This is a genomic window from Shimia sp. (assembly GCF_022448905.1).
Lineage (GTDB): Bacteria > Pseudomonadota > Alphaproteobacteria > Rhodobacterales > Rhodobacteraceae > Shimia.
Window position 1 is genome coordinate 152,517 of record NZ_JAKVCW010000008.1, and the last position, 25,796, is coordinate 178,312.

Here is a 25,796-nt window from a genome sequence, read left to right on the forward strand (position 1 = left end):
CGGTGGTCAGGGGCGGGGTGAAAACGTCCGGATCAGAATCGGGCGCTGTCGAGGTATGCGCGGGTGTGCGCGGTGTCCTGCATCTCCGTGCGGGACAGATCAGCTGGCTGGGCCTCTGCCGCTTGTGGCGACATGGCAACCACTGCTGCGGCTGCCGGGGCTGCTGCTGTTGCGAGCTTCAGAAAATCGCGCCGGCTGGCACCTTTTTCCTCTGGCTTGCTCATGGCGAGCTCCTTGATTTGGGTCGGTCGGGGTCCGACAGTTTCAATCGACGTTTAGTCCGCCCCCATGCGGAACGCCTGTGTTTCAATCTCTAGGAAAGCTTTGCCCACCGTGCCCACCGGCGCGTAGAACACCGAGTTCTGCGCCGCTTCCAAGTCGGAGAAGAAATGCTCCGCCCAGGCAGCGATGTGGGTGAAGAAGAAATCCTTCTGCTTTTGCAGCGGCACCGGCGCGCCAAAGCGCCCCCGGATCATGCCCGCCATCATCTCCAGCAGGCTGGCGATGTTGTCTTCCGGCTCATAAACGTTTGGTGCGCGGGTGATGCGCAGCGCCGCCATACCGGCCCGCAGCGAGGCCAGCGGTTTCTCGTTCAAGAAGCCGGTCAGGTAGTATGACGCAAAGGGCATCAACTCGCCGCGGCCAAGCCCAATGAACAGCGCGTTGAATTCGCTTTCCACAGCGGTGGCATTGGTCGCTTTGGCCACGCGTGCCAGAGTGCTGATCGCCTTGCCAAGATCGCTGTCATCGCCGCTCAACGCGCTGGCGTGCTGCAACAGGTCTTTGCTTGGCGGGTTGGCCAAAAGGGCGGCCAGAAAATCGTAAAGATCCGCACGCAGCAGATCCTCTTCGGCAACTTGGGTATTGGTGACGGCTTGGCTCATCGCTATGCCCTCTCTTCAGGTATGTCAGATGCGGCAAATTCAAACCGCATACGGCGACGCAGCGGCGCAACGGGAAGCGCCTCTGTGTCTGGGATTGGTTCAGTTGGAGCCTCAGCTTCGGCCACAACCTCCACTGGTGCAACCTCTGCCAGCTCGGTCTCTGCGCTCTCGTCAGAGCCCTCAACCAATACTGCCTCAGTTTGCACCTCAAACTCTTCCAGCGACACGCGACCTTCGGCCAAGGCTTTGGCCTCTTCTTCCTGTCGCGCCATCTCCTGCACATGGGCCAACATGCCTTTGCCCACCTGATAGGTGGTCTGCATCGCCTCAACGACCATGGCGCTGTCGGTGAAGTCCTGACCGTAGTCCACCAGATCATCGACGTTGGCCAACACCGGGTTGGTCAGCCACAACTTGCGCAGCGCTTTGCGGCGGATGCGTTCCGGCACGGCTTTGCCCAGGAACACCGAGAAATCATCGCCTTGCTGCATCTCTTCCGGATCGGGCAGATTCAGTTCTGCCAGAATGTCCGCGTCAGACTTTTCTTCCAACTCGGCATGGGCTTCGGCGAGCACCGCCTGTTCCTCGGCGCGCACCTCGGCTTCGGCTTCCGCCGCCACGGCCGCCTTACGGCGGGCCCAGAAATCGCCCCCGCGACTCAATGTGGCCTCCCGGTGCGCGGCGCGCGGTACACATCACTCAACTGGGAGATACGCGCATCACCACGGCCATCTTCCACCAGATCAATCCGCTTCTTGTCGCGGCGCCGTTTCACAAAAGTCTCTTCTTCGTGGTGCTCTTCGACAAAATCGCGCAGGAAAGCCACAAGCCCTTCCGGCATCGGCACCAGCTCCAACAGCTCTTCCCCGCTGTCGGCATAATCTTGGAATTCATAAGCGGAGGCCGTCGCCAGCAACACCTCATAGGGCCGCTCGGCATCGCCCTCTTCCGCCTCACGCATCACCACGCCAATGGAGGGCACCCGCGCGGTTAGGGTTGTCAGATAGGCTTCGGTGTCGGTGTGCCACAGCTCCAGCGGCACGGTTGCGGCGTGATACTCCACCGCATCGCCTTCTTCGCGCATCACACGCCAATCCGCCTGCGCCGCGCCCGGAAGCACGCCAACAGCTTGCCACGCAAATTTCGCCCAGCGGTTGGCCGAGGGCGTTCTGCGGATCACGATGCCCAACGGCAATGATACCGGCGCTTGGCGCATGAAATCGTCTTCCTCCCGTGCCCACGCTGTTCTCGAAAATTTTTTCGTGGGCATGATTAGTCTCAGTCCTTTCCTGAGCCTTGCCAAAGGAAAACGCAAAAATCGCGATTTCCGGCAAAATAACTGGACATTTTGGGGCATCGATTCCTGCCATCACGACAGGCGCGGACAGATTGTCCACATCACCTAAAAACCAATAGAATCACTAGGTTTTTTGACCGCCACAAATCTGCCAGCGCGATCAAGACAGAGGGCTTTACGGCGCCGAAAAATCATGCATGTGTGAGGTGTGCCAAGCGCGTAAACGCCAGCTAACCCTCGGGGGAAATAATGTCTAAGACATTGATTTTGTGTGACTGTTATAAAAGTATGCCGTTGAATACAGAGACCTTCGACTCTGTTGGCACCGTGAAATGCTCCAAAGTGAACACCCCTCTTGGCGACGCAGAGATGCAGACCGCCGCACAGCTTTTGCAATCCGCCGCAGACCCGTCAACAACCTGCGTCACCTGCACCGAGGAACAGACCTTCTTTGCGGAACTGGCGGACGAATTGTCCCTACCTGAACCCACCTTTATCGACCTGCGCGATCGCGCGGTCTGGTCGGATGAAGGGGCAGAAGCCGGACCCAAATCCGCCGCCCTTTTGGCGGACGGTTTGCGGGCTGCCCCGGCCACCAAAACCTTCGACATCACCTCCGAGGGGCTCTGCCTGATTGTGGGCCCGGAAGAAGTGGCTCTTCCTGCCGCGCGTCAGTTGAAAGACTTCTTGAGCGTCACTGTGCTCCTGTCGCCGGGCAGCGACGCGCCAGAAGATCGCGACTTTGACGTGGTTGCCGGTCACCTGAAGAAAGCCTCCGGTGCGCTGGGGAATTTCTCGGTGGAGATCGACGCCCTGCAACAGGTGGACTCGTCCGCACGCGGCCCGGCCGTTTTTGGCGAACCGCGCAATGGCGCCAAAACCACCTGTGATATCCTGCTTGACCTGCGCGGCGAGACACCCCTCTTCCCAGCGCCGGAAAAACGCGAAGGCTACCTGCTGGCGGACCCCAAAAGCCTGCCCGCCACCCATGCCGCCATTCTCGAAGCGTCCCATCTGGTCGGCACCTTTGAGAAACCACTCTATCTGACACTGGAACCCAGCATTTGCGCCCACTCCCGCGCCGAACAAGCCGGGTGTTCCAAATGTCTGGACGTCTGCCCCACCTCGGCGATCCGGCCCGCAGGTGATCACATCGACATTGATCCCAACATCTGCGCCGGTTGCGGATCTTGCGCCGCACTCTGCCCGTCCGGGGCCATCACCTATGACGACCCGCCGGTCAGCGCGCTCTTTGCTCGCATTAGCGCCTTGGCAGAAGCTTTCCGAAGCGCTGGTGGCGCAGCCCCGCGCCTCTTGGTGCACGACCGCGCATTTGGCGCCGAACTGATCGCACTGGCCGCCCGCCACGATCGCGGCCTGCCCGCCAAAGTGATCCCGCTTGATCTCGAGCGGGTGAGCGGCTTTGGCCACGCCGAAATGCTGGCCGCGCTCTCAAGCGGCTTTGTCGGCGTCGACGTGCTCGCCGCGCCAACCACAGACCGCGGCGCGCTCGACAGTGAGCTCATGCTGGCCCAAGCGCTGAGTGGTGACAGCGACGCCCTGCGCATTCTGGACCCAGAGGAACCATCCGCGCTTTGTGACGCCCTCTATGGCGCCACCAGCAGCCTCACGGAGATCGCGCCAGTGCTGCCGCTTGGCAACCGCCGTCAGGTCACCCGCCTTGCTGTCAAAGCGCTGCGCGGTGAGCAGGCCGACCCGCTGCCCCTGCCAGAGAACGCCCCATATGGCGCGGTGCTCGTCGACAAAGACGCCTGCACGCTCTGCCTCTCCTGCGCCTCGCTCTGCCCGGCCGGCGCCTTGGGCGACAACCCGGACAAGCCACAGCTGCGCTTCCAGGAAGACGCCTGTCTGCAATGTGGTCTCTGCACCCATGTCTGCCCGGAAAACGCGATCTCTCTGGTGCCACAATTCAACACCTCGGACGCCGCGTTGTCGCAGCAGGTGGTGCACGAAGAAGAGCCGTTTGAATGTGTCGAATGCGGCACGCCATTTGGGGTGAAATCCACCATCGAGCGCATTGTCGAAAAACTGGAAGGCAAACACGCGATGTTTGCCACCTCTGATGCCGCCCGTATGATCCGCATGTGTGACGACTGCCGTGTGAACGCGCAATTCCACCGGGAAAACAACCCGCTGGCCGGTGGCGAACGCCCGAAGGTGCGCACCTCGGAAGACTACTTCAGCAAGCGCCGGGATCACTGATGCGCGATGGGCGATCCCAAATCTGCCGGATCCATGGTTGCGGTGTAGGCCACGATGTTCTCCAGCTCCTCCAGCGTCAAGGTGACGGGGCTGATCGGGGACGGACGGGTCTCGTCAAACGGCTCAGTTACGTCCGGAATGATGGTGAAAGATGGATGTGGGTTCAACGCGTAGAACGCCAGAAAACGCTCCAGCCAGTCATCCAAACTGCGCAGCACCGCAAAGCTCGGCGTGGAGCCAATGCCGTTCATCCGGTTGACTTCGCCCACCACATGACATCGCCCACAGGCGCTCAGCGCCAAATCCGCGCCTCGCGCCGCGTCGCCGTCCAGTTCAACCGCCTCTTCCACCTCCGCCACCACAACCGGCGCTTCAAACACCGCTTGGCCGTCCTGCTTGAAGCTCAGAATGGTGCGCCGACCTACATCGCCGGTCAGCCAGTCCGCCAAGGTGGCCATATGCGGATCGTCCATGTCATATACCGTCAGGCCGTAGTTCGTCCCGGCACGCGAAAACACAACGGCGTCGCCATCTTGAACCAAACTGCCCGCAGCGTCGCCTTCATTGACGACCGTCACCCGCACCCCATGCTTCAGGGTGAATCGCGGCAGCATGAATTTGATAATGCCGGTTTCCTGCACTTCCGGCGCGACCAAAAGCGTGGTGGTTTTGCCTTGCGACATGGCCGGCATGGTCCACACCATGCCAACCAATGCGGCAAAAACACCCATCAAAATCCGAGAAAAATCCATGACACAAACCTAGGCCTGTGCCGTGGCATGCGTCAACATGGACCCAAGTAGAATGCCCTAGGCAGAAGGATATCCACCGATGAGCGACGATTTTAACATGAGCATGCGCAAGTTCCTCAAGCAGGTTGGCGTGACCAGCCAGCAAGCGATTGAGGACGCCATGCGCACCGCCGGGGCCGAGGCCACAGCGGGCAAAGAGTTCACCGCCAAAATGGTGCTGACCATTGATGGCCTGGACATGGAGCATGTTGTCACCGGTCAGATCAAAGGGCGTGGCTAAATGGCAAACCGCGACGATATTCTGAACGTTCTCAAAGGCTTCACTGACCCTGCCTCTGGCTCTGACTTGGTAGCCTCCGGCATGGTTCGTGCGCTGAGTGTAGACGGCGGCGAAGTCCGCTTTGTGCTGGAAATCGACCCGGCCCGCGCGCAAGCCATGCAGCCGATGAAGGTCGAGATCGAGGACAAGCTGAACGCTTTGGACGGTGTGGAGAGCGTCTCCATCGTGATGACCGCACACGCCGCTTCCAAACCGCCACCCGATCTCAAAGGCTCCCGCCCGGCAGAGCCGCAAGGCCCGCAGAAGATCCCCGGCATCGACCGCATTCTGGCCGTGGCCTCCGGCAAGGGTGGCGTCGGCAAATCGACTGTGTCAGCCAACCTCGCCGCCGCTCTGGCCGCCGAAGGTCGCCGCGTAGGTCTGCTCGATGCGGACGTTTATGGCCCATCCCAGCCTCGCATGCTGGGTGTCTCCGGCCGTCCGTCGAGCCCCGATGGCAAAACCATCCTGCCGATGCGCAACCACGGTGTGACCATGATGTCCATTGGCCTCATGACCCGCGAAGAAGAGGCCGTGGTCTGGCGCGGTCCAATGCTGATGGGCGCGTTGCAACAGATGCTCAACCAAGTCCAATGGGGCGCGCTGGATGTGCTGATCGTCGACCTGCCACCGGGCACCGGCGACGTACAGATGACCCTCGCGCAGAAGGCCGAACTGACCGGTGCACTGGTGGTCTCCACCCCACAGGACATCGCGCTGTTGGATGCCCGCAAAGGCATCAACATGTTTGAGAAACTAGGCACGCCAATTGTGGGTATGATCGAAAACATGAGCACCCACATCTGTTCCCAATGTGGCCACGAAGAGCATGTCTTTGGCCATGGTGGTGTGGCCGCCGAAGCCGAGAAACTGGGTGTGCCACTGCTGGCAGAAATTCCGCTGGCGCTGGACATCCGTGTCGCCGCCGATGGCGGGGCGCCGATTGTGGTCTCCAAGCCGGAATCGACCCAAGCGCAATCCTTCCGCGCCCTCGCGCGTCGCCTGATCGAGGACGGCAACGCATGAGTGACGCCCCGCAGTTCCCACCGCTTTTTGAAGGGCTCGCGCTGAGTGGCAGCGCGGACCCTTTTGCCAAGGCCAAGACTCAAGCGATCATGGGATGTGACGCGGGGCTTGTGGTCTACAATCTCGCTGCCGATCAGCTGCGCGCCGCCATTGTCTTTGCGCCTGAGGTGCCTTTGACCGAAGCGATGCCCGTGCTGATCAGCTGCGCGATTGGCTTTCAAAACGCCCTTGGCGCTTTGGCCCCGCCAGAGGTCGCGGTGCATCTTGATTGGCCTGGTGGTATCTTGGTCAACGGCGCCCGCTGTGGCCGGATGCGCGTGGCGGCCTCCACGCAAGAGGCGAGTGAAGTACCGGACTGGCTGGTGGTCGGGCTGGAATTGCCGCTGATCCCGCTAGATGCGGAAACGCCCGGCGCGACGCCGGACCAAACCGCGCTCTATGAGGAAGGCTGTGTGGACGTCACACCTGACACGCTATTAGGCGCGTGGGTGCGGCACACGCTGGTCTGGGTCAACCGCATGGAAGACGAGGGCCTCAAGCCACTCAACGCCGAATGGCGCGGCCTCGCCCACAACCTCGGCGAAGAGGTCGAGTGGACCTTTGGCGAGGACACAGAAGCTGGCACCTTTGTTGGCACAGACGAACACTTTGGCGCGCTCCTGCGTAGCGGCGACAACACCCGTCTGCTGCCACTTAGCCGCCTCTTGGAAGGAGACAGCTGATGCTTCTGGCACGTGCGATCCATTTTGATGAAAGCGACCAACGGGTCTACTTCAACCCGGCCCGCACCGGCGAATGGGCGATCAGCGGCGGATTTGAGTTTTCCAACTGGTCCGAGGCAGATCTGACCGGCAAGGCACGGCAGGCGTTTGCCAATGGCTGGCTAGGTGTGGAGACCTTTGGCCGCGTGACATTTGTGGCCGTGACCACCATCGAGCCGGCAGAGGTTGAAGCCCTCACCGACGCGCTCGCTCAGCATTTTGTAGATGTCTATGGCGCGCCCTCGCTGGAGGCGGCGCGTCCGGTGGCGGCCGAGGAGATTTCCCATATGGCCGATCTCTGCGCGGAGCATGAAGCCAATACGCTTCTGACTTTGGCGCGTGAACTCACCGACGCCGGTGTGAAGGAGCAATTCCGCAGCATCGCGCCAGCAGCAGCCGAGTTGGAGCAATTTGCAGTGCACGCCATTCCAGACGAGTGACGTGCACCAACGCGCTTACTGTTCCGCGTTGAAGATGAACAGGCGGCCACCTTTCAGAGTGTAGCCGTCGATCAAGTCTTTGGCGCGGTCACTCACCAGCCAGGCTTCCAGCTTCTGCGCCAGGTCTGCCCGCACATGGCTGTGGGTCTCCGGGTTCACCGGAATATAGGCATACTGGTTGAACAGCTCCGGATCGCCGGAATACAGCAGCGCCAGATCGCCTTTGTTGCCAAACTTGAGCCAGCTTGCGCGATCGCTCATGATGTAGCCATTCATCCCAGACGCAGTGTTCAGGGACGCGCCCATACCGGCACCGGCTTCCTTGTACCAGTCAACAGTGCGAGCGTCGTCATCCACGCCGGCTTCCGCCCAGAGCGAGAGCTCTTTCTTGTGGGTACCGCTGTCATCGCCACGGCTTACAAAAACCGCCTTTGTGTCAGAAATCGCGGTCAAGGCCTGAACAACAGTATCAGATGCAGCAATCTGCGCCGGGTCCGCACTTGGGCCGATCAGCACAAAATCATTGTACATGATCTCACGACGGTGCGTGCCATAGCCGCCCGCAACAAACGCGTCTTCCGCCTTCTTGGAATGCACCAGGATCGCGTCCACATCACCTGCCTCGCCCAACCGCAGGGCCTGACCGGTGCCAACCACCAAAAGCTGTACTTCCAGCCCCAGGTCTTTCTGGATTTCTGGCAACAGAACATCCGACAGGCCCGAGTTGTGGAAGGAGGTTGTGACCGCCATTTTCATGGTGTCAGCCGTTGCCATCACACCACTCAATGCAATGGCCGCCGCGGCAAGCGTTGTGCCAAACTTCATTCGACTATGTCTCCGTTAATGAAAGCGCGCGCTTCACTTGATTTGGGCGCAGCAAAAAACTCCGCTGCAGGGGTCTGCTCCAGAATTTGACCGTGGTGGATGAACCAAACATCCTCCGCCAGCCGCCGTGCCTGACCAATGTCGTGCGTGGACATCACCACGCGTGTACCGTCGTCATGCGCCTGCTTGAGCAGGCTCTCAAATTCCCGCGTCGCCCGGCCGTCAAGGTTCGCACAGGGTTCATCAAGGAACAGAATTTCAGGCTTGCGGATCAACGCCCGCGCCAGTGCCAGCTTCTGGCGCTCTCCGCCGGACAGCACTGTGGCCTGTTTTTGGGCGCTGTCAGCCAGACCAACCCGCTCAAGCCACTCCGCCGCGCGGACACGGGCATCCTTTTTGGACACCCCATGCGTGGTCAACGGATAAGCCACATTGTCCAGCGCCGTGCGCCGCATCATGATAGGCGACTGAAACACAAAGGCCTGGAGCGCGCGGGCATCTTCTTCGGGAATTTGCCACTGAAGCGATCCCCCACTGGACACCCGCTCCATGCCATGCAGCAGCCGCAATAGCGTGGTTTTGCCCGCCCCATTAGGCCCCATCACAATAGACAGCCCCGTGTCACTGACCGTGGTTGTCACAGGGCCTAGCAACGTTTTGCCACGCCGCCGCACCACTGCATCATTTACCGTCAAAGGAAGAATAGAGGTCACCATCGGCCACTCACCTCCGTCCGCGACAAGGTGTGGATCAACAGGTTCACCAGCACCGCCAAACCGATCAGCACAAACCCCAAAGCCAAGGCGAGAGAGAAGTTCCCTTTGCCGGTCTCCAGCGAAATCGCGGTGGTCAGAACGCGGGTGGCATTGTCGATATTGCCACCGACGATCATGATCGCACCGACTTCACCAATACCTCGGCCAAACCCGGCCAAAGACGCCGTCAAAAGCGCCCTGCGCCCATCCCACAACAACGTGCCAATACGCTGCAGCCGCGTGGTGTTCATCGAAATCAGAAGATCATGGTATTCGGCCCAAAGTTCCCGAATGGCCTGATGGGCAATTGAGGCAATCAACGGTGTCAAAATGATCACCTGCGCGATGATCATCGCGGTCGGGGTGAACAACAGGCCAAACACGCCAAACGGTCCGGCCCGCGACAGCATCAGATAGACAATCAAACCAACCACAACCGGTGGCAGCCCCATCAGCGCATTTAAAGTCGCAATCACAAAACGGCGAAAACGAAAGCGTCGCACAGCCAACCAGCAGCCCAAAGGCAAACCTATTGCGGACGCAATCGCAACCGCAGTGAGTGTGACTTGCAAGGACCGTAGAGAAATCTCGATTAGGTCCGCATCAAATGTGACGATCAGTCGACCCGCTTGCAGCAGGCCTGCCAGTATTTCATTCATGCAACCGCTCTGGTGCCCCTCCCTTCAGCCTCCCCTTAAGAAAGCCGAGGCTCGCCACCGATTGGCAAGCTCGCTTACTGTCATTGTGCCATTTCGCCGTGGAGGCAAGAGGGCGCTAATTGTTTGTGAAACAACGCTAACGTAAGCCGCCCGTTTGGCGCAAATTGTCCACTCGCCCCAAAGCCAAAATGTCATTTTGTCCCAAGTGTTTTAGGCAGTTTATCCCGTCAAAACAAAGAAACATGTCCAACTGGTCAAATTTCCCTTGGCAGGACGCGCTGCATCAACAACACTCTTCTCAATTGGGAGAAAAGACTAATTGGGAGGACCCTCATGACACTGCGCAAACCTATTGCCAAACTACTCGCCGCCGGTGCCGCCATGGCGTTCAGCGCCACCACCGCGCTGGCTCAGGACGTGACCCTGCGCATGCACCAATTCCTGCCACCGCAGGCCAATGTGCCAAAGCTGATTCTGGACGTTTGGGCAGATGCGATTGAGAAAGACAGTGAAGGCCGCATCAAGATCGAGCGCTATGCCGCCATGTCTCTGGGGGGCAAGCCACCGGAATTGATGGACCAGGCCATCGACGGCGTGGCCGACATCGTTTGGACCGTGGTTGGCTATACGCCAGGCCGTTATCCGTCCACCGAAGTGTTTGAATTGCCCTTCATGGTCGAAGATGCCCGCGCAGGTTCCTACGCCTACGCCAAGATGTTTGACACCCACATGAAGGACTCCGAGTTCAAGAACCTGAAGATCTTCGGCACCTGGGTACATGGCCCCGGCATGTTCCACACCAACGCGCCAGTGACCACACCGGAGGACCTCAAAGGCATGAAAATCCGCGGCGGCTCCCGCCTGGTGAACGACCTGTTGAAACAGACCGGCGCTTCGCCAATCGGCATGCCAGTACCTGCTGTTCCAGAAGCGCTGTCCAAAGGTGTGATCGACGGCACCACCATCCCATGGGAAGTGACCGCAGCCCTGAAAGTGCCAGAACTGGTTGGCAACCACACCGAATTTGAAGGCAATGCGCTCTACACGCTGACCTTTGTACTGGCGATGAACAAAGACCGTTATGAGTCCATGCCCGACGATCTGAAAGCCGTGATGGACAACAACTCCGGCGTTGAGTTCTCCATTTTTGCCGGCGGCGTCATGCAGGACATGGACGCGCCTGCCCGTGATCTGGCTGTGGCTCGCGGCAACAACATCGTGACTGTTTCTGCGGAAGACGCCGCCAAATGGGCCGAGGTTGTAGAGCCGATCTACGCCACCTGGATTGCCGATATGGACAAGCGCGGCATCGACGGTCAGGCGCTGATCGACGAAGCCAAGGCATTGATGGAAGAGTACAAAAAGAACAATATGTAACTCTTACCTTTGCGAACAAGATTGGCCGCAGCTTCCCGCTGCGGCCTTTTTTGTTTTCCGTCACGCGCCTGACAAAAAACGCCGTCACGCTCATTTTCACAGGCCAGACGCCTCGTTCTTATTTCCACCTGCGACCTTCGCAGGCCTACCGTTTTTAGCAAACGCCGCTTAGCTTGATTTGTGAAAGTACCAGTAAAGGAGGCGCCCATGCCCCGCCAAACTCAAGGCCGCGGCCGCCGCTATGACAGCATTCTGGACACGGTAGGCGACACCCCAGTTGTCCGCCTGAACCGGATTGCACCCAAACATGTGAACATGTTTGTCAAATTCGAAGCGGCCAACCCGGCTGGCTCGGTGAAAGACCGTCTTGCCCTCAACATCATTGAGGCCGCAGAAAAAGATGGCCGCCTGAAACCCGGTCAAACCGTGGTGGAAGCCACCTCGGGCAACACCGGCATCGGCCTTGCAATGGTCTGCGCCGCCAAAGGTTACCCGCTGGTCATCACCATGTCTGAGGCCTTTTCCGTGGAACGCCGTCGTCTGATGCGCTTCCTCGGCGCCAAGGTTGTGCTCACTCCCAAAGCCCAAAAAGGCTTTGGCATGTACAAGAAGGCGCAAGAACTGGCCGAGCAAAATGGATGGTTCCTCGCCAGCCAGTTTGAGACCGCGGACAACGCGGATATGCACGAACACACCACGGCGCGGGAAATCCTCACCGACTTTGCCGACACCACGCTGGACTATTGGGTCACCGGCTACGGCACCGGCGGCACCGTGGCCGGGGTGTCGCGCCTGCTGCGCCGCGAAAGCCCGGACACCAAGATCATCCTGTCAGAACCCGCCAACGCCGCGCTGGTGGACTCCGGTTACGTCAACACGCGGGACGACGCCCATCAGGCCACAGAGAGCCATCCCGCGTTTGAACCGCACCCGATCCAGGGCTGGACCCCGGACTTCATCCCTTGGGTGCTGCAAGAAGCGCTGGACAAAGGTGGCTACGATCAGCTGATTAAAACACCCGGACCGGACGGCATTCAGTGGTCGCAACGCCTCGCGGCCGAAGAAGGCATAATGGTGGGCGTCTCTGCGGGCGCCACACTGGCCGCCGCCATTGAGGTTGCACAGACCGCCCCGGAAGGTGCCAACATCCTCGTGATGCTGCCTGACATCGGCGAGCGCTACCTGTCAACGCCGCTGTTTGATGGCATTGCTGAGGGCATGTCGGACGAAGAAGTCACAATCTCCCACTCCACGCCCAGCGCGCAGTTGTAAATACAAAAAGGGTCGCTCAAACGAGCGACCCTTTCCGTAACAATGATCAGAGCGATCAGCCGTTCACGCTGTCTTTCAGCGCTTTGGCGATGGTCATTTTCACAACCTTGTCCGCGTCTTTCTTGATCTGCTCACCAGTTGCCGGGTTGCGCACCATACGCTCAGGACGCTCGCGGCAGTAGATTTTGCCAACGCCTGGCAGGGTCACTGCACCACCTGCGGAAACTTCGCGGGTGATCAATGCGCAAACGGCTTCCAGAGCTGCGCCTGCGGATTTCTTGTCAGAGCCCATATCTTCGGCCAGCGCGGCAACGAGTTGGGTCTTGGTCATCGGTTTTGCCATTTCAGGTCTCCATTAGTCTGCCCGATTACTTGGGCCTCACGCCCGGCATTTAACGGGATGTTGTGGGTGAACACAATAAATTGTGTGCCAAAAAACGAGGTTTTTAAGGGTTTTCCACAGATTTCCGTAGGGTCAGAGGAAGGCTGTCTCGTCAAATGACCGCAATTTCCGCGAATGAAGCCGTTCCAGGGGCATTTCGCGTAAGCTCTCCATGGCGCGAATTCCAATCAACAAATGGCGCGCGACTTGTGTCTTATAAAAGTCTGACGCCATGCCGGGAAGCTTTAATTCGCCATGAAGCGGCTTGTCGCTGACACACAGCAGCGTGCCATAGGGCACCCGGAAACGATAGCCATTCGCCGCAATGGTGGCACTCTCCATATCCAGCGCAATGGCGCGGGATTGGCTCAAACGCTGCACAGGCCCTGTATGTTCACGCAGTTCCCAGTTCCGGTTGTCGATGGTGGCCACCGTGCCGGTCCGCATCACCCGCTTCAGTTCAAAGCCAGACAGTTCCGTGACCTCAGCGACGGCGCTTTCCATGGAGGTCTGCACTTCGGCCAGCGCCGGGATCGGAACCCAGATTGGCAAGTCATCATCCAGCACGTGGTCTTCGCGCAGATAGGCATGCGCCAGGACAAAATCGCCAAGGCTTTGCGAGTTCCGCAAGCCCGCGCAATGTCCAACCATGATCCAGGCATGAGGACGCAGCACCGCAATGTGATCCGTCGCCGTTTTCGCGTTGGACGGGCCGACACCGATGTTCACCAAAGTAATGCCAGAGCCATCTTCGCGTTTGAGGTGGTAGGTTGGCATCTGCGGCTGCTTATCCACCGGGGCAATTGGAGTTTCCGCGTCCGAAATCTCCACGTTCCCCGTGCTGACAAAGCTGGTGTAGCCCGATTTGGGATCATCCAGCATCTGCCGCGCATAAGCTTCAAACTCGGTCACATAGAACTGATAGTTGGTGAACAACACGTGGTTCTGGAAGTGCTCTGGATCGGTGGCGGTATAATGGCTCAACCGCGCCAGCGAGTAATCCACCCGCTGCGCCGTGAAGGGCGCCAGCGGCGCCACGCCATTCACTTCCGCCGTGCCATTCACAATGTCATCATTGGTGGTCGACAGATCCGGCACATCAAAGATGTCACGCAGGGTGAAATCTGCCGCCCCTTCTTGGGGTACGGTCATGTCGCTCTGCGCCGCTACTGCAAAATGCACCGGAATTGGCGTCGCAGACGCACCAATCACCACCGGCACGCCGTGGTTTTCCAGCAAAAGCGCAATCTGCTGCTCCAGATAGTTCCGGAACAAATCCGGCCGCGTCACGGTGGTGGCATGCACACCTGGCTCAGCCACATGGCCAAAACTCAACCGGCTGTCGATCTGCGCAAAGCTGGTCGTGGTGATCCGGATCTCCGGATAAAACGCGCGAATGCGATGCCCGTCCGGCCCTTTGCGAAGCGCCCGACGGAACTGGTCGCTCAGGTAGGTGGTGGCAATCTGATACAGTTCTTCCAGACGCGCCACGGCGGCTTTAGCATCTGTAAAGGCTTCTGGGGCGGGGACTGCGGGGGAGTGCACGGGAATATTCTGTGGTGTCATTGCGCAGCCTTGATTACCTCGGTCATTTCAAATTTTGTCACATCCACCAGCCCAAGGTCGGAAATCCGCAGTTCCGGGATCACCACGAGGGCCAGTAGGGAGTGTTGCATATAAGCGTTGTTCAGGGTGCAACCGCAAGCCTCCATCGCCTCCACCATCTTCTGCGCCTTGGCCGCGACCTCGGTGGCTGGGGCATCTGACATCAATCCGGCAATGGGCAGTTCTACCAAAGCCAGCTCTTCGCCATCCTTGATCACAGTGACGCCGCCGCCCACGTCGCCAAGCCGGTGGGCCGCCATCGCCATCATCTCGCGATCCGTACCCACTACAATCATATGATGGCTGTCATGCGCCACGGTGGAAGCCATCGCCATCCGCCCTTTGTAACCAAAGCCCGACACAAACCCGTTGACCACATCCCCAGTCGCACGGTGCCGCTCCACCAGCGCAATCTGTGCTACATCGGTCTCTATATCACCCTGAACCACACCATTCATGACGGACAACTCGGCGGTCAACGCCTTGGTTGGCGCTTGATTTTCAATCACCCCAATCACATTGGCGGTGACTTGGGTGGCCCCCTCCGGTGCCTTGACCTCAAAGTCTTCCGCCGTCCGTGCCCGTCCCATGTTCACGGTCTGACGCGCATGGGCTGGCCAGTCGTAATGCGGACAATCCGCCAACACTTTGCCGTCTCGCGCCACGGTTTTACCGCGGGCAATCACATGCTCAATCGGGAGCGTTTTGAGGTCCGATGTCAGGATCACATCCGCCCGCCGTCCCGGCGCAATAGAGCCCAAATCCCGCTCCAAACCAAAATGCGTCGCGGTGTTGATCGTCGCCATCTGCAACGCCACCAACGGGTCACACCCACAGTCAATGGCATGGCGCACCACCCGGTTCATATGCCCGTCGTTCACCAAAGTGCCGGAATGGCAATCATCGGTGCAGAGGATAAAGCTGCGCGGGTCCAAGCCCTTCTCCGTGATCGCCGTGATCTGTGTCTCCACATCATACCAGGCAGAGCCCAGCCGCATCATCATCCGCATGCCCTGACGCACGCGGGCAATCGCATCCGCCTCACAGGTGCCTTCGTGATCATCCGCCGGTCCGCCTGCGACATAGGCATGGAATGGGGTGCCCAGATCCGGCGACGCATAATGCCCACCCACGGTCTTGCCCGCGTTTTGTGTGGCGGCAATCTCGGCCAGCATCTGTTGACTGCCATTGATCACGCCGGGGAAGTTCATCATCTCCCCCAACCCAATGATGCCGGGCCAGCCCATGGCCTCGCTCACATCATCCGGCCCAATTTCAAAGCCGGTGGTCTCCAACCCCGGCGCCGACGGCGCACAGCTTGGCATCTGCGTAAAGATGTTGATCGGCTGCATCAGCGCCTCATCATGCATCATCCGCACGCCTTCCAGCCCCAACACATTGGCAATCTCATGCGGGTCGGTGAACATCGTAGTGGTGCCATGGCCCATCACAGCGCGGGCAAATTCTGCCGGGGTCAGCATACCGCTTTCAATGTGCATATGCCCGTCACACAGACCCGGGATCATGAACCGACCATTGGCCTCGATGATCTCTGTGTCTGGTCCTTCGCAGTGGCTCGCGTCCGGCCCGACATAGGCGATCCGCCCTTCGGCCACAGCAATATCGTGATCCGCCAACACCTCGCGGGTGTGCACATTGACCCATTGGCCTTTGCGAATGATGAGATCAGCAGGCTCGCGGCCCGCGGCCACGGCGACAAGACGGGGGGCCACATCGGCCCATGTTTGAAAATGCTTCTGTTCCATGGCCCACGGTGCCACGGGTTTTGACCATGTTCAACCTCACCGCAGGTGAAGCTTTTACGAAATGTCCTTCAGGTGGAAACTGAAACCCAAAATTGGAACCGCCTGACCAGTCACATGTCAAAAGTGACGTCGCAAACACGCTTGACCGCTGCGCCCTCGCAATGCTCCGCTGCGCAAAACAAGGAGGCTTCCATGACCGTCGCACAGCTGCACCCCAACATCACCCACTGGCAAGAACGCGTGGATATGGCAGCCGCCTTCCGCTGGACTGCGCGCCTCAACATGCATGAAGGCGTCGCCAACCACTTCAGCCTTGCGGTGAACAACGACGGCACGCGGTTTCTGATGAACCCCAATCAAAAGCACTTTGCCCGCATCAAAGCCAGTGACCTGCTGGAAATCGACGCCAATGACCCCGAAACCCTGAAAGGCCCAGATGCGCCTGATCCCACCGCTTGGGGTCTACATGGCGGCGTACACCGTCACTGCCCCCACGCGCGTTGTGTGATGCATGTGCACTCCATCTTTGCCACGGTTCTGGCGTCCTTGGCGGACAGCACGCTCCCGCCCATCGATCAGAACTGTGCCACGTTTTATGATCGGATTGTGGTGGATGACGGCTATGGGGGTTTGGCTTTTGAGGACGAAGGCGAACGCTGCGCAGCCCTGCTCACAGACCCCAAAAAGAAAGTCATGGTCATGGGCAACCATGGCGTACTGGTGATTGGTGACAGCGTCGCGGACACGTTTAATCGGCTCTACTATTTTGAACGCGCCGCTGAGACCTACATCCGCGCCTTGCAAACCGGCCAACCTTTGCGAGTTCTGCCTCATGACATTGCGGAGAAAACTGCACAAGAGCTAGAGCAGTATCCAGAACAAGACGTGCGCCACCTTGCAGAGCTAAAAGCCATTCTGGACGAAGAAGGCAGCACCTACACCACCTAACTCCCCTTGCGCAGCGCCTGTGGCGTGGTGGCAAACTCAGCCCGAAACGCCCGCGTCATCGCCGCCGGATCACTATAACCGCTGCGCAACGCAACCTCGGACACGCTCAAATCGGTGTCCACTACCAGCTTGCGTGCCAGATTGAGCCGCAAACGCCGGTACACCACCGCCGGCGTGGCCCCAAGCTCTGCCAACATCCGCGCCGCAAGCGTTTTTTGTGTCACACCGGCCCGGCGCGCTACCTCGGGCAGGGCCAAAGGCTCTTCCAAGTGGTCCTGCATCACCGCCAAAGCGCGGTTCACAACCCGCCCCGCAGGCGTGGCGCCCCCTTCATGGGAGCGCGCGCTGTCCCGTGTCATGAACAACTGCGCCACCTCCAAAGCGAGCGCCTGCCCAAAATCGCGCCCGATCAGAAACATCACCAAATCAAACGCTGCCATGGCCCCCGAACAGGTCACTCGCGCCCCATCTATCACAAACCGCTCGCGCTCTGCCGCGACATCTGGAAAGCGCTCCGCAAAAGCGGTCAGTTCCTCCCAGTGAATCGTGGCGCGATGCCCCTCCAGCAGGCCTGCTTCGGCCATCAACCAGCTGCCTGTGTCCATGCCACAGACCGTGCCAAACCGCTTGGCTGCCGCCCGCAAAGCGCTCTGTGTTTGCCAGCCTGCGTGGTCTTTAAAACCATACGACGGCATCACCACCAGTATGTCGCCGGAGGCTTCACTGAGCCGACCGTGCGGGGTGACCGGCAGTGCACTGGAACTACGAACAGCGGCGCCGTCCAGAGACAAAAACGCCCAGTCAAAAAGCGCTTTGCCCGACAGCGTATTGGCCGCCCGCATCGGTTCCACGGTGTTCGCCAGACAATGGTTGGAAAACCCGTCAAACAGCAGAACCCCAATCTTCTGCGCTGCAGCGGATGTATTTGACCAAATCTGCATAGTGAAACGCTATTCCTGCATGATCTAGCTGGTCAAGCACGCTCTGCTGTCGACAGCCAAAGAGGGACACGCGCCATGCAGTTTGATCTGACCGAAGAGCAGGAGATGATTGTCTCCACCGTTCGCAGCTTTGTGGAGAACGAGATTTACCCATATGAGGACGAGGTCGAGCGCACCGGCGAAATTCCCGAAGGTCTGGGCGAACAAATCAAACAGAAGGTCATCGACCTTGGGTTTTATGCCTGTAACTTCCCAGAGAAAGTTGGCGGCGCAGGCCTGAACCACCTTGAGTTCACCCTGGTGGAACGCGAATTGGGCCGCGGTTCCATGGCGCTCACACATTTCTTTGGCCGTCCGCAAAACATCCTGATGGCCTGCGAAGGAGAGCAGAAAGAGCGCTATCTACTGCCTGCCGTGCGCGGCGAACGTATGGATGCCTTGGCGATGACCGAACCGGGTGCCGGGTCCGATGTGCGTGGCATGAAATGCGCCGCCGTGCGCGATGGCGGCAACTGGGTCATCAACGGCAACAAGCATTTTATAAGCGGCGCAGAACACGCGGATTTTTTCATTGTCTTTGTCGCCACCGGCGAAGATCAAACCCCAAAAGGCCCAAAAAAGCGCATCACCACCTTCCTTGTGGACCGCGACACGCCGGGCTTCACGGTGCGCGACGGCTACAAATCGGTGAGCCATCGTGGTTACAAAAACATGGTACTGGAGTTTGACGACTGCCGCCTCCCCGACGCGCAAGTCCTTGGCGAAGTCGATGGCGGATTTGCCGTGATGAACGATTGGCTCTACGCCACACGCCTCACCGTGGCAGCCTTTTGTGTGGGCCGCGCCCGCCGTGCCTTTGACTATGCGCTCGACTACGCCGCCCAGCGCGAACAATTTGGCCAGCCTATCGGCAAGTTCCAGGGCATCGGTTTTCAAATCGCCGATATGATCACCGAGATCGACGCCGCCGACCTTCTGACACTCTCTGCCGCCGCCCGACTGGATCGCGGCCTGCCGTCTAACCGCGAAATTGCCTCCGCCAAGCTCTACGCCACCGAGATGCTCGCCCGCGTCACCGACGCCGCGATCCAGATCCACGGCGGCATGGGTCTGATGGATGACTATCCATTGGAACGCTTCTGGCGGGACGCACGGGTGGAACGTATTTGGGACGGCACCAGCGAAATCCAGCGTCACATCATCAGCCGCGACCTCTTGCGGCCCTTGGGTGCTTGATGGAACCCATTGTGTTGGGCGCGCGCCTACGGCACAACCTCGACACGCCATCGAGGAACCTGCCCCATGAAACCATCCGTCACCATCACCTATTGCGTCGGTTGCAACTGGCTGTTGCGCGCAGGCTGGATGGCGCAAGAACTGCTGTCCACCTTCAAAGACGATCTTGCTGGCGTGACCATTGCGCCTGCCGACGTGCCGGGAACCTACAAGGTCACGGTCAACGACAGCGTGATCTGGGACCGCAAGCGCGACGGGGGCTTTCCGGAGGCCAAAGAGCTGAAAAAGCGCCTGCGCGATGTGATCGAACCGGACCGCGATTTGGGGCACCTGGACCGCAGCAATTAAACGCAGCGCCATGCATCGTGGGGGCCAGCCCCCACACCCCCGGAGTATTTGCGGTCAGAAGAAGCCATGGATCCGCCCCCCGAAGAGTAGACATTGGCCGGGGGGCTTCTCCTGACGCGGCCATCGGCGCTCCCGCCTGTACCGCAGTTTTATATTTCCGCACCGTGGTTAACAAAGGGTTACCCACCAAAGGGGGCGGGCCTGGTGTTGCGGGGTTCATGCCATGACCCGCGACCTCTCCCGCCTAATCCGCCCAAAATCCATCGCCGTTGTCGGCGGCGGCACATGGTGTGCCGAAGTCATTGGGCAAACGGAAAAGATTGGTTTTGATGGCGCCATTTGGCCAGTGCATTCCAAGTCATCAGACGTGGCGGGACACAAAGCTTACCCATCCATCGACGCATTGCCCGCACCGCCGGACGCAACCTTCATTGGCATCAACCGCCGCGCCACGATCCCGGTTGTGCAAGAGCTTGCGGCCGCCGGCGCGGGCGGCGCGGTGTGTTTCGCGTCAGGATTTTCTGAGGCCATTGCCGAAGACGCTTCCGGAAATGATCTACAAGCAGACCTTGTGGCCGCCGCCGGTGACATGCCGATTCTCGGCCCCAACTGCTACGGCCTTATCAACGCGCTGGACGGCGCAGCGATCTGGCCGGACCAGCACGGCTGCGCACGGGTCGAAAGTGGCGTAGCAATCCTCACGCAAAGCTCCAACATCGCCATCAATCTCACCAACCAACAGCGCGGCGTGCCCATTGCCTATGTCGCCACCTGCGGAAACATGGCGCAACTCAACCAGGCAGACATCGCCTCTGCCGTCTTGGATGATCCACGCGTCACGGCGCTTGGCCTGCACATAGAGGGCTTCACCAACCTGCGCGCCTGGGAAGCTCTGGCTGCCAAAGCCCACGCCAAAGGCATCCCGGTTGTGGTTTTGAAAGTTGGCGCCAGCGCCGAGGCCCAAGCCGCCACCGTCAGCCACACCGCTTCCCTTGCCGGTAGCGATGCCGGTGCAGCCGCCCTGATCACACGTCTGGGCTTTGCCCGCGTGCACGACCTGCCGGTGTTTTTGGAAACCCTGAAGCTGCTGCACCTGTCTGGCCCGTTGTCCGCGCCCACCATCGCTTCAATCAGCTGCTCTGGCGGCGAGGCCAGCCTGATGGCCGACACGGCGCTTAACTCCGGCCTCACCTTCCCGCCCCTGAGAGACGAGCAGCGCACACAATTGGCCGACGCCCTCGGCCCCATGGTCGCCCTGGCCAACCCGCTGGACTACCACACCTACATTTGGCGGGATGCCGAGGCGATGGCCAAAGCTTGGTCTGCGATGATGACCAAGGATATCGGCCTCACCTTATCGGTGGTCGATTATCCCCCAGAAAACCGCGCCGATTGGGATTGCGCCACCGACGCCGCGATCAAAGCCCACAAGACCACAGGCCGCCCGATTACCGTGGTGGCTTCTTTGCCGGAACTGCTACCGCCCGATGTGACGCAAACCCTGATCGATGGCGGCGTGGTCCCAATGCACGGATTGCGCGAGGCCATCATTGCTGCTGCCGCAACCACGGAGATCACAAGCCCCGAGACCACGCCCTTGGCGCTGGCGCCTGCGGAACCGTCCAAAAGGCCTCAATTGTTGACAGAGCACGAAGCCAAAACCGCGCTCGCCGCCCACGGCCTAGACACCCCGCGCAGCGTTTCAGTGACCGACACGGGTACTCTCACCGAAGCCGCCAAAAGCCTCACGCCCCCTTTGGTGCTCAAAGGCCAAGGCATTGCCCACAAAACCGAAGCCGGCGCAGTTAAGCTCCATCTCTCAGCCGCTGACTTGCCAGCCGCTGCTGCCGACATGCCCACCGACCGATTCTTGATCGAGGAAATGATCAACGATGGCCTCGCCGAACTTCTCGTTGGAATAACCCGTGATCCAGCCCACGGCTTTGTGCTCACCATCGCCGCCGGCGGCACCCTGACCGAAGTGCTCTCAGACAGCGTCTCACTCCTGATCCCGGCCAGCCACGAGACAATCCGAGATGCCTTGTCATCACTCAAAATCGCCCCGCTGCTCACCGGCTATCGCGGCGCACCGCCCGCCAACATCACCGCCATCCTACAAGCCATCGACGCGCTGCAGGCCTACGTGCTTGCCAACCTCGACAGCTTGCAAGAGGCTGAAATCAACCCGCTGATCTGCACGCCCACCCGCGCGGTGGCCGCAGACGCGCTGATACGAAAGGACATGTCATGACTGACGGCCCGGTCAAAACCCGCTGCGACGGCGCAATTCTTGAGGTCACGCTGGACCGCCCTAAAGCCAACGCCATTGATCTTGTGACAAGCCGCGTCATGGGCGAGGTCTTTCGCGATTTTCGCGATGATCCAGACCTCCGCGTCGCCATCCTCACCGGTGGTGGCGAGAAATTCTTCTGCCCCGGTTGGGACCTGAAAGCGGCCGCAGATGGGGATGAAGTCGATGGCGATTACGGTGTTGGTGGCTTTGGCGGCCTGCAAGAACTGCGCGACATGAACAAACCGGTGATTGCGGCTGTGAACGGCATCGCCTGCGGCGGTGGCTTGGAGCTGGCACTGTCCGCCGACATGATCCTCGCCGCCGACCACGCCTCCTTTGCCCTGCCCGAAATCCGCTCCGGCACGGTGGCCGATGCAGCCTCGGTGAAACTGCCTAAACGCATTCCCTATCACATCGCCATGGAGCTCCTGCTCACCGGGCGCTGGTTTGACGCTGAAGAAGCGCTGCGCTGGGGGCTGGTGAATGAAATCCTGCCTGCTGACAAACTGATGGACCGCGCCTGGGAACAAGCCCGCTTGCTCGCCTCCGGCCCGCCTTTGGTCTACGCCGCCATCAAAGAAATTGTGCGCGACGCCGAGGATGCCAAATTCCAGGACGCCATGAACCGCATCACCAAACGCCAGCTGCGCAGCGTGGATGTGCTTTATGCCAGCGAGGATCAACTCGAAGGCGCCCGCGCCTTTGCTGAAAAGCGTGATCCGGTCTGGAAAGGCAAATAACTCCGTTTGCCTATTTCTACGGCAACCACACCGTTGTGAGCCAAATTTATAGCAGCCCCTCTTGTCCCCAAGCGCCTCGGGGGGCAAGGTGCGCCCATGACCAAGACCCTGCTTTCGCTAGGCCACGGCTACACCGCCCAGGCCCTCGCCACCCGTCTTCTTCCGCAAGGCTGGACCATACTCGGCACTTACCGCGATCCGGCACAAGAGGCCGACCTACGCGAACAAGGCATCACGCCGCTGCAGTGGCCGATCGACTTTGACACCGCCCTCAAAGACGTCAACCATGTGCTGAGTTCCATCCGTCCGGACAAAGAAGGCGACCCGGTGCTGCGACTGGGTAAAGACGCGCTCCTAAGAGCTGCGCCTAACCTCGATTGGGTCGGTTACCTTTCCACCACTGGGGTCTACGGCGACATGGACGGCGGATGGGTCGACGAAGACACCCCACTTGATCCCGACGGTCATCGCGGCAAGATGCGCGTACTGGCTGAGGCGGAATGGCAAGCATTGCCAGACTTGCCACTGCACATCTTCCGCCTCGCTGGAATCTACGGCCCTGGCCGCGGCCCCTTTGCCAAACTGCGCAAAGGCACCGCCCGCCGCATTATCAAGAAAAACCAGGTGTTCTCCCGCGCCCATGTGGATGACATCGCGCAGGTTCTGGAGGCATCCATGAAGACTCCCAATGTGGGCCAAATCTACAACGTCTGTGATGACAGCCCGGCCCCGCCGCAAGACATCCTCGCCTATGCCGCCGAATTGCTCGGCATGGACCCACCGCCGGAAATCCCCTTTGAAGAGGCGGAGATGACCCCGATGGCGCGCAGCTTCTATTCTGACAGCAAACGCGTGCGCAACACCCGCATAAAAGAGGAACTGGGGGTGGTCTTGAAATACCCCAACTACCGCGACGCTTTAAAAGCCATGCTGGACGAAGAGACCGCCACCTAGGCGCTTTCTCATTCCCCAAGTATCTCGGGGGTGCGGGGGGCTGGCCCCCGCTCCAGTCCTGTCTTAGGCAAGCGTGTTGTCTGGCGTTGTGATGCCGAGCGCGTCCAGCACCTTCGCCTCAATGTGCTCCGCATTCATTGCCGCCACATCGTACATCGCCTTCGGGCTGGCCTGATCAATGAAGGTATCCGGCAGCACCATTGAGCGGTATTTCAGCCCGCCATCAAACACGCCTTCGTCTGCCAATAACTGCGCCACATGGCTGCCAAAGCCGCCCACTGCGCCCTCTTCAATGGTGATCAGCGCTTCATGATTAGCTGCCAAATCTAGGATCATCCCCCGGTCCAAAGGCTTGGCAAACCGCGCATCCGCAATCGTCGGGGTGATGTCCTGCGCCGCCAGCCTCTCGGCCGCCTTCTTGGTTTCTTCCAACCGCGTGCCAAAGGACAGCAACGCAACCCGCTTGCCCGCCTGCACCACACGCCCCTTGCCGATCTCCAGCACCTCGCCCCGCTCCGGCAACTCCACGCCCACCGCTTCGCCACGAGGGTAGCGGAATGCGATAGGGCCATCATCATAGGCCGCCGCTGTGGCCACCATATGCTTCAACTCAGCTTCATCCGCCGCCGCCATCACCACCATGCCCGGCAGGTTCGCCAAATAGGCGATGTCAAAACTGCCCGCATGGGTGGCGCCATCCGCGCCAACCAGCCCTGCGCGGTCAATTGCAAACCGCACCGGCAGACGTTGAATGGCAACATCATGCACCACCTGATCATAGGCGCGCTGCAAAAACGTCGAATAGATCGCACAGAAGGGTTTCATCCCGCCCGCAGCCAAAGCGGCGGAGAAAGTCACTCCGTGCTGCTCGGCAATCGCCACATCAAAACACCGGCTTGGGTAGCGCTCAGCAAACAATTTCAGCCCTGTGCCATCCGGCATTGCCGCTGTTACCGCGCAAATCCGGTCATCCTCTGCGGCAGCCTCCAGGAGCGCTTGGGAAAACACAGACGTGTAGCTTGGGGCGTTGGATTTCGCCTTCTGCTGCTTGCCGGTGGAGACATCAAACTTGGCGGTGGCATGCCCCTTGTCATACGCCGCTTCTGCCGGGGCATAACCTTTGCCCTTTTTGGTGTTCACATGCAGCAATACCGGCCCAGTGGCCCGCTCTCGCAAACTGCGCAACAGCGGCAAGAGCTGGTCCATATCGTGCCCGTCAATCGGCCCGACATATGAGAACCCAAGCTGCTCAAACAGCGTGCCACCCATCGTCAGGCCTTTAAGCGCGTCGCGGGTCCGTTTGGCTCCGGTCCGCAATGGCTGAGGCAACAGGCTGGTCGCGGCTTTGGCAGCGGACTTCAGCTCCTGAAACGGCGCCCCTGCATAAAGCCGGGACAGATACACACTCAACGCCCCAACAGGCGGCGCAATCGACATGTCGTTGTCATTGAGGATCACAAACATACGCTTGCCCAGGTGACCGGCGTTGTTCATCGCCTCATAGGCCATGCCCGCCGTGATCGCCCCATCGCCAATCACCGCAATCACATCACCAAGACCACCGTCACACTCCCCGCCAAGATCGCGCGCCACCGCAAATCCCAACGCAGCGGAAATCGACGTCGAACTATGCGCTGCGCCAAAGGGATCAAACACGCTCTCACTGCGTTTGGTGAACCCGGACAGCCCGCCTTCCTGACGCAGGGTGCGAATCCGATCACGCCGGCCGGTCAAAATCTTATGAGGGTAACATTGGTGGCCCACGTCCCAGATCAGCTTGTCACGCGGCATGTCAAACACCGCATGCAGCGCGACCGTCAGCTCCACAACACCCAGGCCCGCGCCAAGATGCCCTCCGGTTTCACTCACCGTGGATATGGTCTCCGCCCGCAACTCATCGGCAATCTGTGACAGCTCGCTGTCTGAAAACCGTTTCAGGTCTTCAGGCAGGTTCACCTGATCCAGCAAAGGGGTGTGGGGTCTGGCAGCCATT

The 25,796-nt window shown here is 59.8% G+C and carries 26 protein-coding genes; 13 read left to right on the top strand and 13 right to left on the bottom strand.

The window, feature by feature from the left end; genetic code table 11:
• Positions 1 to 32: 32 nt before the first annotated feature.
• Genes MK208_RS11575 through MK208_RS11590 form a run of 4 tightly spaced genes read right to left on the bottom strand, consistent with a single transcriptional unit; the run spans position 33 to position 2,100 of the window.
• A complete protein-coding gene (locus tag MK208_RS11575) occupies positions 33 to 224 on the bottom strand; it encodes a ubiquinol-cytochrome c reductase iron-sulfur subunit N-terminal domain-containing protein (RefSeq protein WP_164644045.1) in 192 nt (63 codons plus the stop codon).
• 51 nt (positions 225 to 275) lie between these two features.
• Complete coding sequence (locus MK208_RS11580; RefSeq protein WP_294116681.1) at positions 276 to 884, bottom strand: molecular chaperone TorD family protein; 609 nt, start codon at positions 882 to 884, stop codon at positions 276 to 278.
• A gap of 2 nt (positions 885 to 886) precedes the next feature.
• A complete protein-coding gene (locus tag MK208_RS11585; RefSeq protein WP_294116682.1) occupies positions 887 to 1,546 on the bottom strand; it encodes a DUF3306 domain-containing protein in 660 nt (219 codons plus the stop codon).
• Positions 1,543 to 2,100: a DUF3305 domain-containing protein gene (locus MK208_RS11590; protein ID WP_294116757.1), complete on the bottom strand. Its 558-nt coding sequence runs from the start codon at positions 2,098 to 2,100 to the stop codon at positions 1,543 to 1,545. The genes MK208_RS11585 and MK208_RS11590 overlap by 4 nt, the downstream gene beginning before the upstream one ends.
• A 330-nt stretch (positions 2,101 to 2,430) precedes the next feature.
• Between MK208_RS11590 and MK208_RS11595 the strand changes: the two genes are divergently transcribed.
• Complete coding sequence (locus MK208_RS11595; RefSeq protein ID WP_294116683.1) at positions 2,431 to 4,404, top strand: 4Fe-4S binding protein; 1,974 nt, start codon at positions 2,431 to 2,433, stop codon at positions 4,402 to 4,404.
• Here MK208_RS11595 and MK208_RS11600 read toward each other — a convergent pair.
• Positions 4,398 to 5,156, bottom strand: coding sequence for a hypothetical protein (locus MK208_RS11600; protein WP_294116684.1), 759 nt, complete (start codon positions 5,154 to 5,156; stop codon positions 4,398 to 4,400). The two genes, MK208_RS11595 and MK208_RS11600, sit on opposite strands and share 7 nt — an antisense overlap.
• A gap of 79 nt (positions 5,157 to 5,235) precedes the next feature.
• Here MK208_RS11600 and MK208_RS11605 point away from each other — a divergent pair, with 79 nt between their 5' ends.
• Genes MK208_RS11605 through MK208_RS11620 form a run of 4 tightly spaced genes read left to right on the top strand, consistent with a single transcriptional unit; the run spans position 5,236 to position 7,702 of the window.
• Positions 5,236 to 5,436: a DUF6494 family protein gene (locus MK208_RS11605; RefSeq protein ID WP_294116685.1), complete on the top strand. Its 201-nt coding sequence runs from the start codon at positions 5,236 to 5,238 to the stop codon at positions 5,434 to 5,436.
• Positions 5,437 to 6,501, top strand: coding sequence for an iron-sulfur cluster carrier protein ApbC (gene apbC / locus MK208_RS11610; protein WP_294116686.1), 1,065 nt, complete (start codon positions 5,437 to 5,439; stop codon positions 6,499 to 6,501).
• Positions 6,498 to 7,223 carry a biotin/lipoate--protein ligase family protein gene (locus MK208_RS11615; RefSeq protein ID WP_294116687.1) on the top strand — a complete coding sequence of 242 codons (726 nt, stop codon included), beginning with the start codon at positions 6,498 to 6,500 and terminating at the stop codon, positions 7,221 to 7,223. The genes apbC and MK208_RS11615 overlap by 4 nt, the downstream gene beginning before the upstream one ends.
• On the top strand, positions 7,223 to 7,702 hold the full coding sequence (locus MK208_RS11620; RefSeq protein ID WP_294116688.1) for a DUF6505 family protein: 480 nt from the start codon (positions 7,223 to 7,225) through the stop codon (positions 7,700 to 7,702). Before MK208_RS11615 ends, MK208_RS11620 begins: the two co-directional genes overlap by 1 nt.
• A gap of 15 nt (positions 7,703 to 7,717) precedes the next feature.
• Here the strand turns inward: MK208_RS11620 and MK208_RS11625 are convergent, their stop codons facing one another.
• From MK208_RS11625 to MK208_RS11635, 3 genes are read right to left on the bottom strand one after another with little or no spacing between them, the layout of a single operon-like run.
• A complete protein-coding gene (locus MK208_RS11625; protein ID WP_294116689.1) occupies positions 7,718 to 8,527 on the bottom strand; it encodes a substrate-binding domain-containing protein in 810 nt (269 codons plus the stop codon).
• Positions 8,524 to 9,243: an ATP-binding cassette domain-containing protein gene (locus tag MK208_RS11630; RefSeq protein ID WP_294116690.1), complete on the bottom strand. Its 720-nt coding sequence runs from the start codon at positions 9,241 to 9,243 to the stop codon at positions 8,524 to 8,526. Before MK208_RS11630 ends, MK208_RS11625 begins: the two co-directional genes overlap by 4 nt.
• On the bottom strand, positions 9,237 to 9,941 hold the full coding sequence (locus MK208_RS11635) for an ABC transporter permease (protein ID WP_294116691.1): 705 nt from the start codon (positions 9,939 to 9,941) through the stop codon (positions 9,237 to 9,239). Before MK208_RS11635 ends, MK208_RS11630 begins: the two co-directional genes overlap by 7 nt.
• 333 nt (positions 9,942 to 10,274) lie before the next feature.
• On the opposite strand from MK208_RS11635, the gene MK208_RS11640 reads away from it, so the two are divergent.
• Together MK208_RS11640 and MK208_RS11645 are read left to right on the top strand one after the other, a co-directional pair.
• Entirely contained in the window at positions 10,275 to 11,318 is a 1,044-nt protein-coding gene (locus MK208_RS11640) for a TRAP transporter substrate-binding protein (protein ID WP_294116692.1), read from the top strand.
• Between the two features lie 207 nt (positions 11,319 to 11,525).
• Positions 11,526 to 12,590 carry a pyridoxal-phosphate dependent enzyme gene (locus tag MK208_RS11645; RefSeq protein ID WP_294116693.1) on the top strand — a complete coding sequence of 355 codons (1,065 nt, stop codon included), beginning with the start codon at positions 11,526 to 11,528 and terminating at the stop codon, positions 12,588 to 12,590.
• A gap of 55 nt (positions 12,591 to 12,645) precedes the next feature.
• Here the strand turns inward: MK208_RS11645 and MK208_RS11650 are convergent, their stop codons facing one another.
• The 3 genes from MK208_RS11650 to ade all read right to left on the bottom strand — a co-directional run bounded on the left by MK208_RS11650 (position 12,646) and on the right by ade (position 16,343).
• Complete coding sequence (locus MK208_RS11650) at positions 12,646 to 12,933, bottom strand: HU family DNA-binding protein (protein WP_168590788.1); 288 nt, start codon at positions 12,931 to 12,933, stop codon at positions 12,646 to 12,648.
• 132 nt (positions 12,934 to 13,065) lie between these two features.
• Positions 13,066 to 14,538, bottom strand: coding sequence for an AMP nucleosidase (locus MK208_RS11655; protein ID WP_294116694.1), 1,473 nt, complete (start codon positions 14,536 to 14,538; stop codon positions 13,066 to 13,068).
• A complete protein-coding gene (ade, locus tag MK208_RS11660; RefSeq protein WP_294116695.1) occupies positions 14,535 to 16,343 on the bottom strand; it encodes an adenine deaminase in 1,809 nt (602 codons plus the stop codon). Before ade ends, MK208_RS11655 begins: the two co-directional genes overlap by 4 nt.
• Positions 16,344 to 16,535: 192 nt before the next feature.
• Here ade and MK208_RS11665 point away from each other — a divergent pair, with 192 nt between their 5' ends.
• On the top strand, positions 16,536 to 17,291 hold the full coding sequence (locus tag MK208_RS11665) for a class II aldolase and adducin N-terminal domain-containing protein (RefSeq protein WP_294116696.1): 756 nt from the start codon (positions 16,536 to 16,538) through the stop codon (positions 17,289 to 17,291).
• On the opposite strand, the gene MK208_RS11670 is transcribed toward MK208_RS11665, so the two are convergent.
• Positions 17,288 to 18,232, bottom strand: a complete 945-nt coding sequence (locus MK208_RS11670) for a GlxA family transcriptional regulator (protein WP_294116697.1) — start codon at positions 18,230 to 18,232, stop codon at positions 17,288 to 17,290. The genes MK208_RS11665 and MK208_RS11670 overlap by 4 nt on opposite strands.
• 75 nt (positions 18,233 to 18,307) lie before the next feature.
• Here MK208_RS11670 and MK208_RS11675 point away from each other — a divergent pair, with 75 nt between their 5' ends.
• The 5 genes from MK208_RS11675 to MK208_RS11695 all read left to right on the top strand — a co-directional run bounded on the left by MK208_RS11675 (position 18,308) and on the right by MK208_RS11695 (position 23,803).
• Complete coding sequence (locus MK208_RS11675) at positions 18,308 to 19,468, top strand: acyl-CoA dehydrogenase family protein (protein WP_294116698.1); 1,161 nt, start codon at positions 18,308 to 18,310, stop codon at positions 19,466 to 19,468.
• A 66-nt stretch (positions 19,469 to 19,534) separates the two neighbouring features.
• Positions 19,535 to 19,816: a SelT/SelW/SelH family protein gene (locus MK208_RS11680; RefSeq protein WP_294116699.1), complete on the top strand. Its 282-nt coding sequence runs from the start codon at positions 19,535 to 19,537 to the stop codon at positions 19,814 to 19,816.
• A gap of 223 nt (positions 19,817 to 20,039) precedes the next feature.
• Positions 20,040 to 22,067, top strand: a complete 2,028-nt coding sequence (locus MK208_RS11685) for an acetate--CoA ligase family protein (protein WP_294116700.1) — start codon at positions 20,040 to 20,042, stop codon at positions 22,065 to 22,067.
• Entirely contained in the window at positions 22,064 to 22,849 is a 786-nt protein-coding gene (locus MK208_RS11690; protein WP_294116701.1) for a carnitinyl-CoA dehydratase, read from the top strand. Before MK208_RS11685 ends, MK208_RS11690 begins: the two co-directional genes overlap by 4 nt.
• A gap of 96 nt (positions 22,850 to 22,945) precedes the next feature.
• Entirely contained in the window at positions 22,946 to 23,803 is an 858-nt protein-coding gene (locus tag MK208_RS11695) for an SDR family oxidoreductase (RefSeq protein ID WP_294116702.1), read from the top strand.
• Between the two features lie 63 nt (positions 23,804 to 23,866).
• Here MK208_RS11695 and dxs read toward each other — a convergent pair whose 3' ends face one another.
• Positions 23,867 to 25,795: a 1-deoxy-D-xylulose-5-phosphate synthase gene (gene dxs, locus MK208_RS11700; RefSeq protein ID WP_294116703.1), complete on the bottom strand. Its 1,929-nt coding sequence runs from the start codon at positions 25,793 to 25,795 to the stop codon at positions 23,867 to 23,869.
• Between the last annotated feature and the right edge of the window lies 1 nt (position 25,796).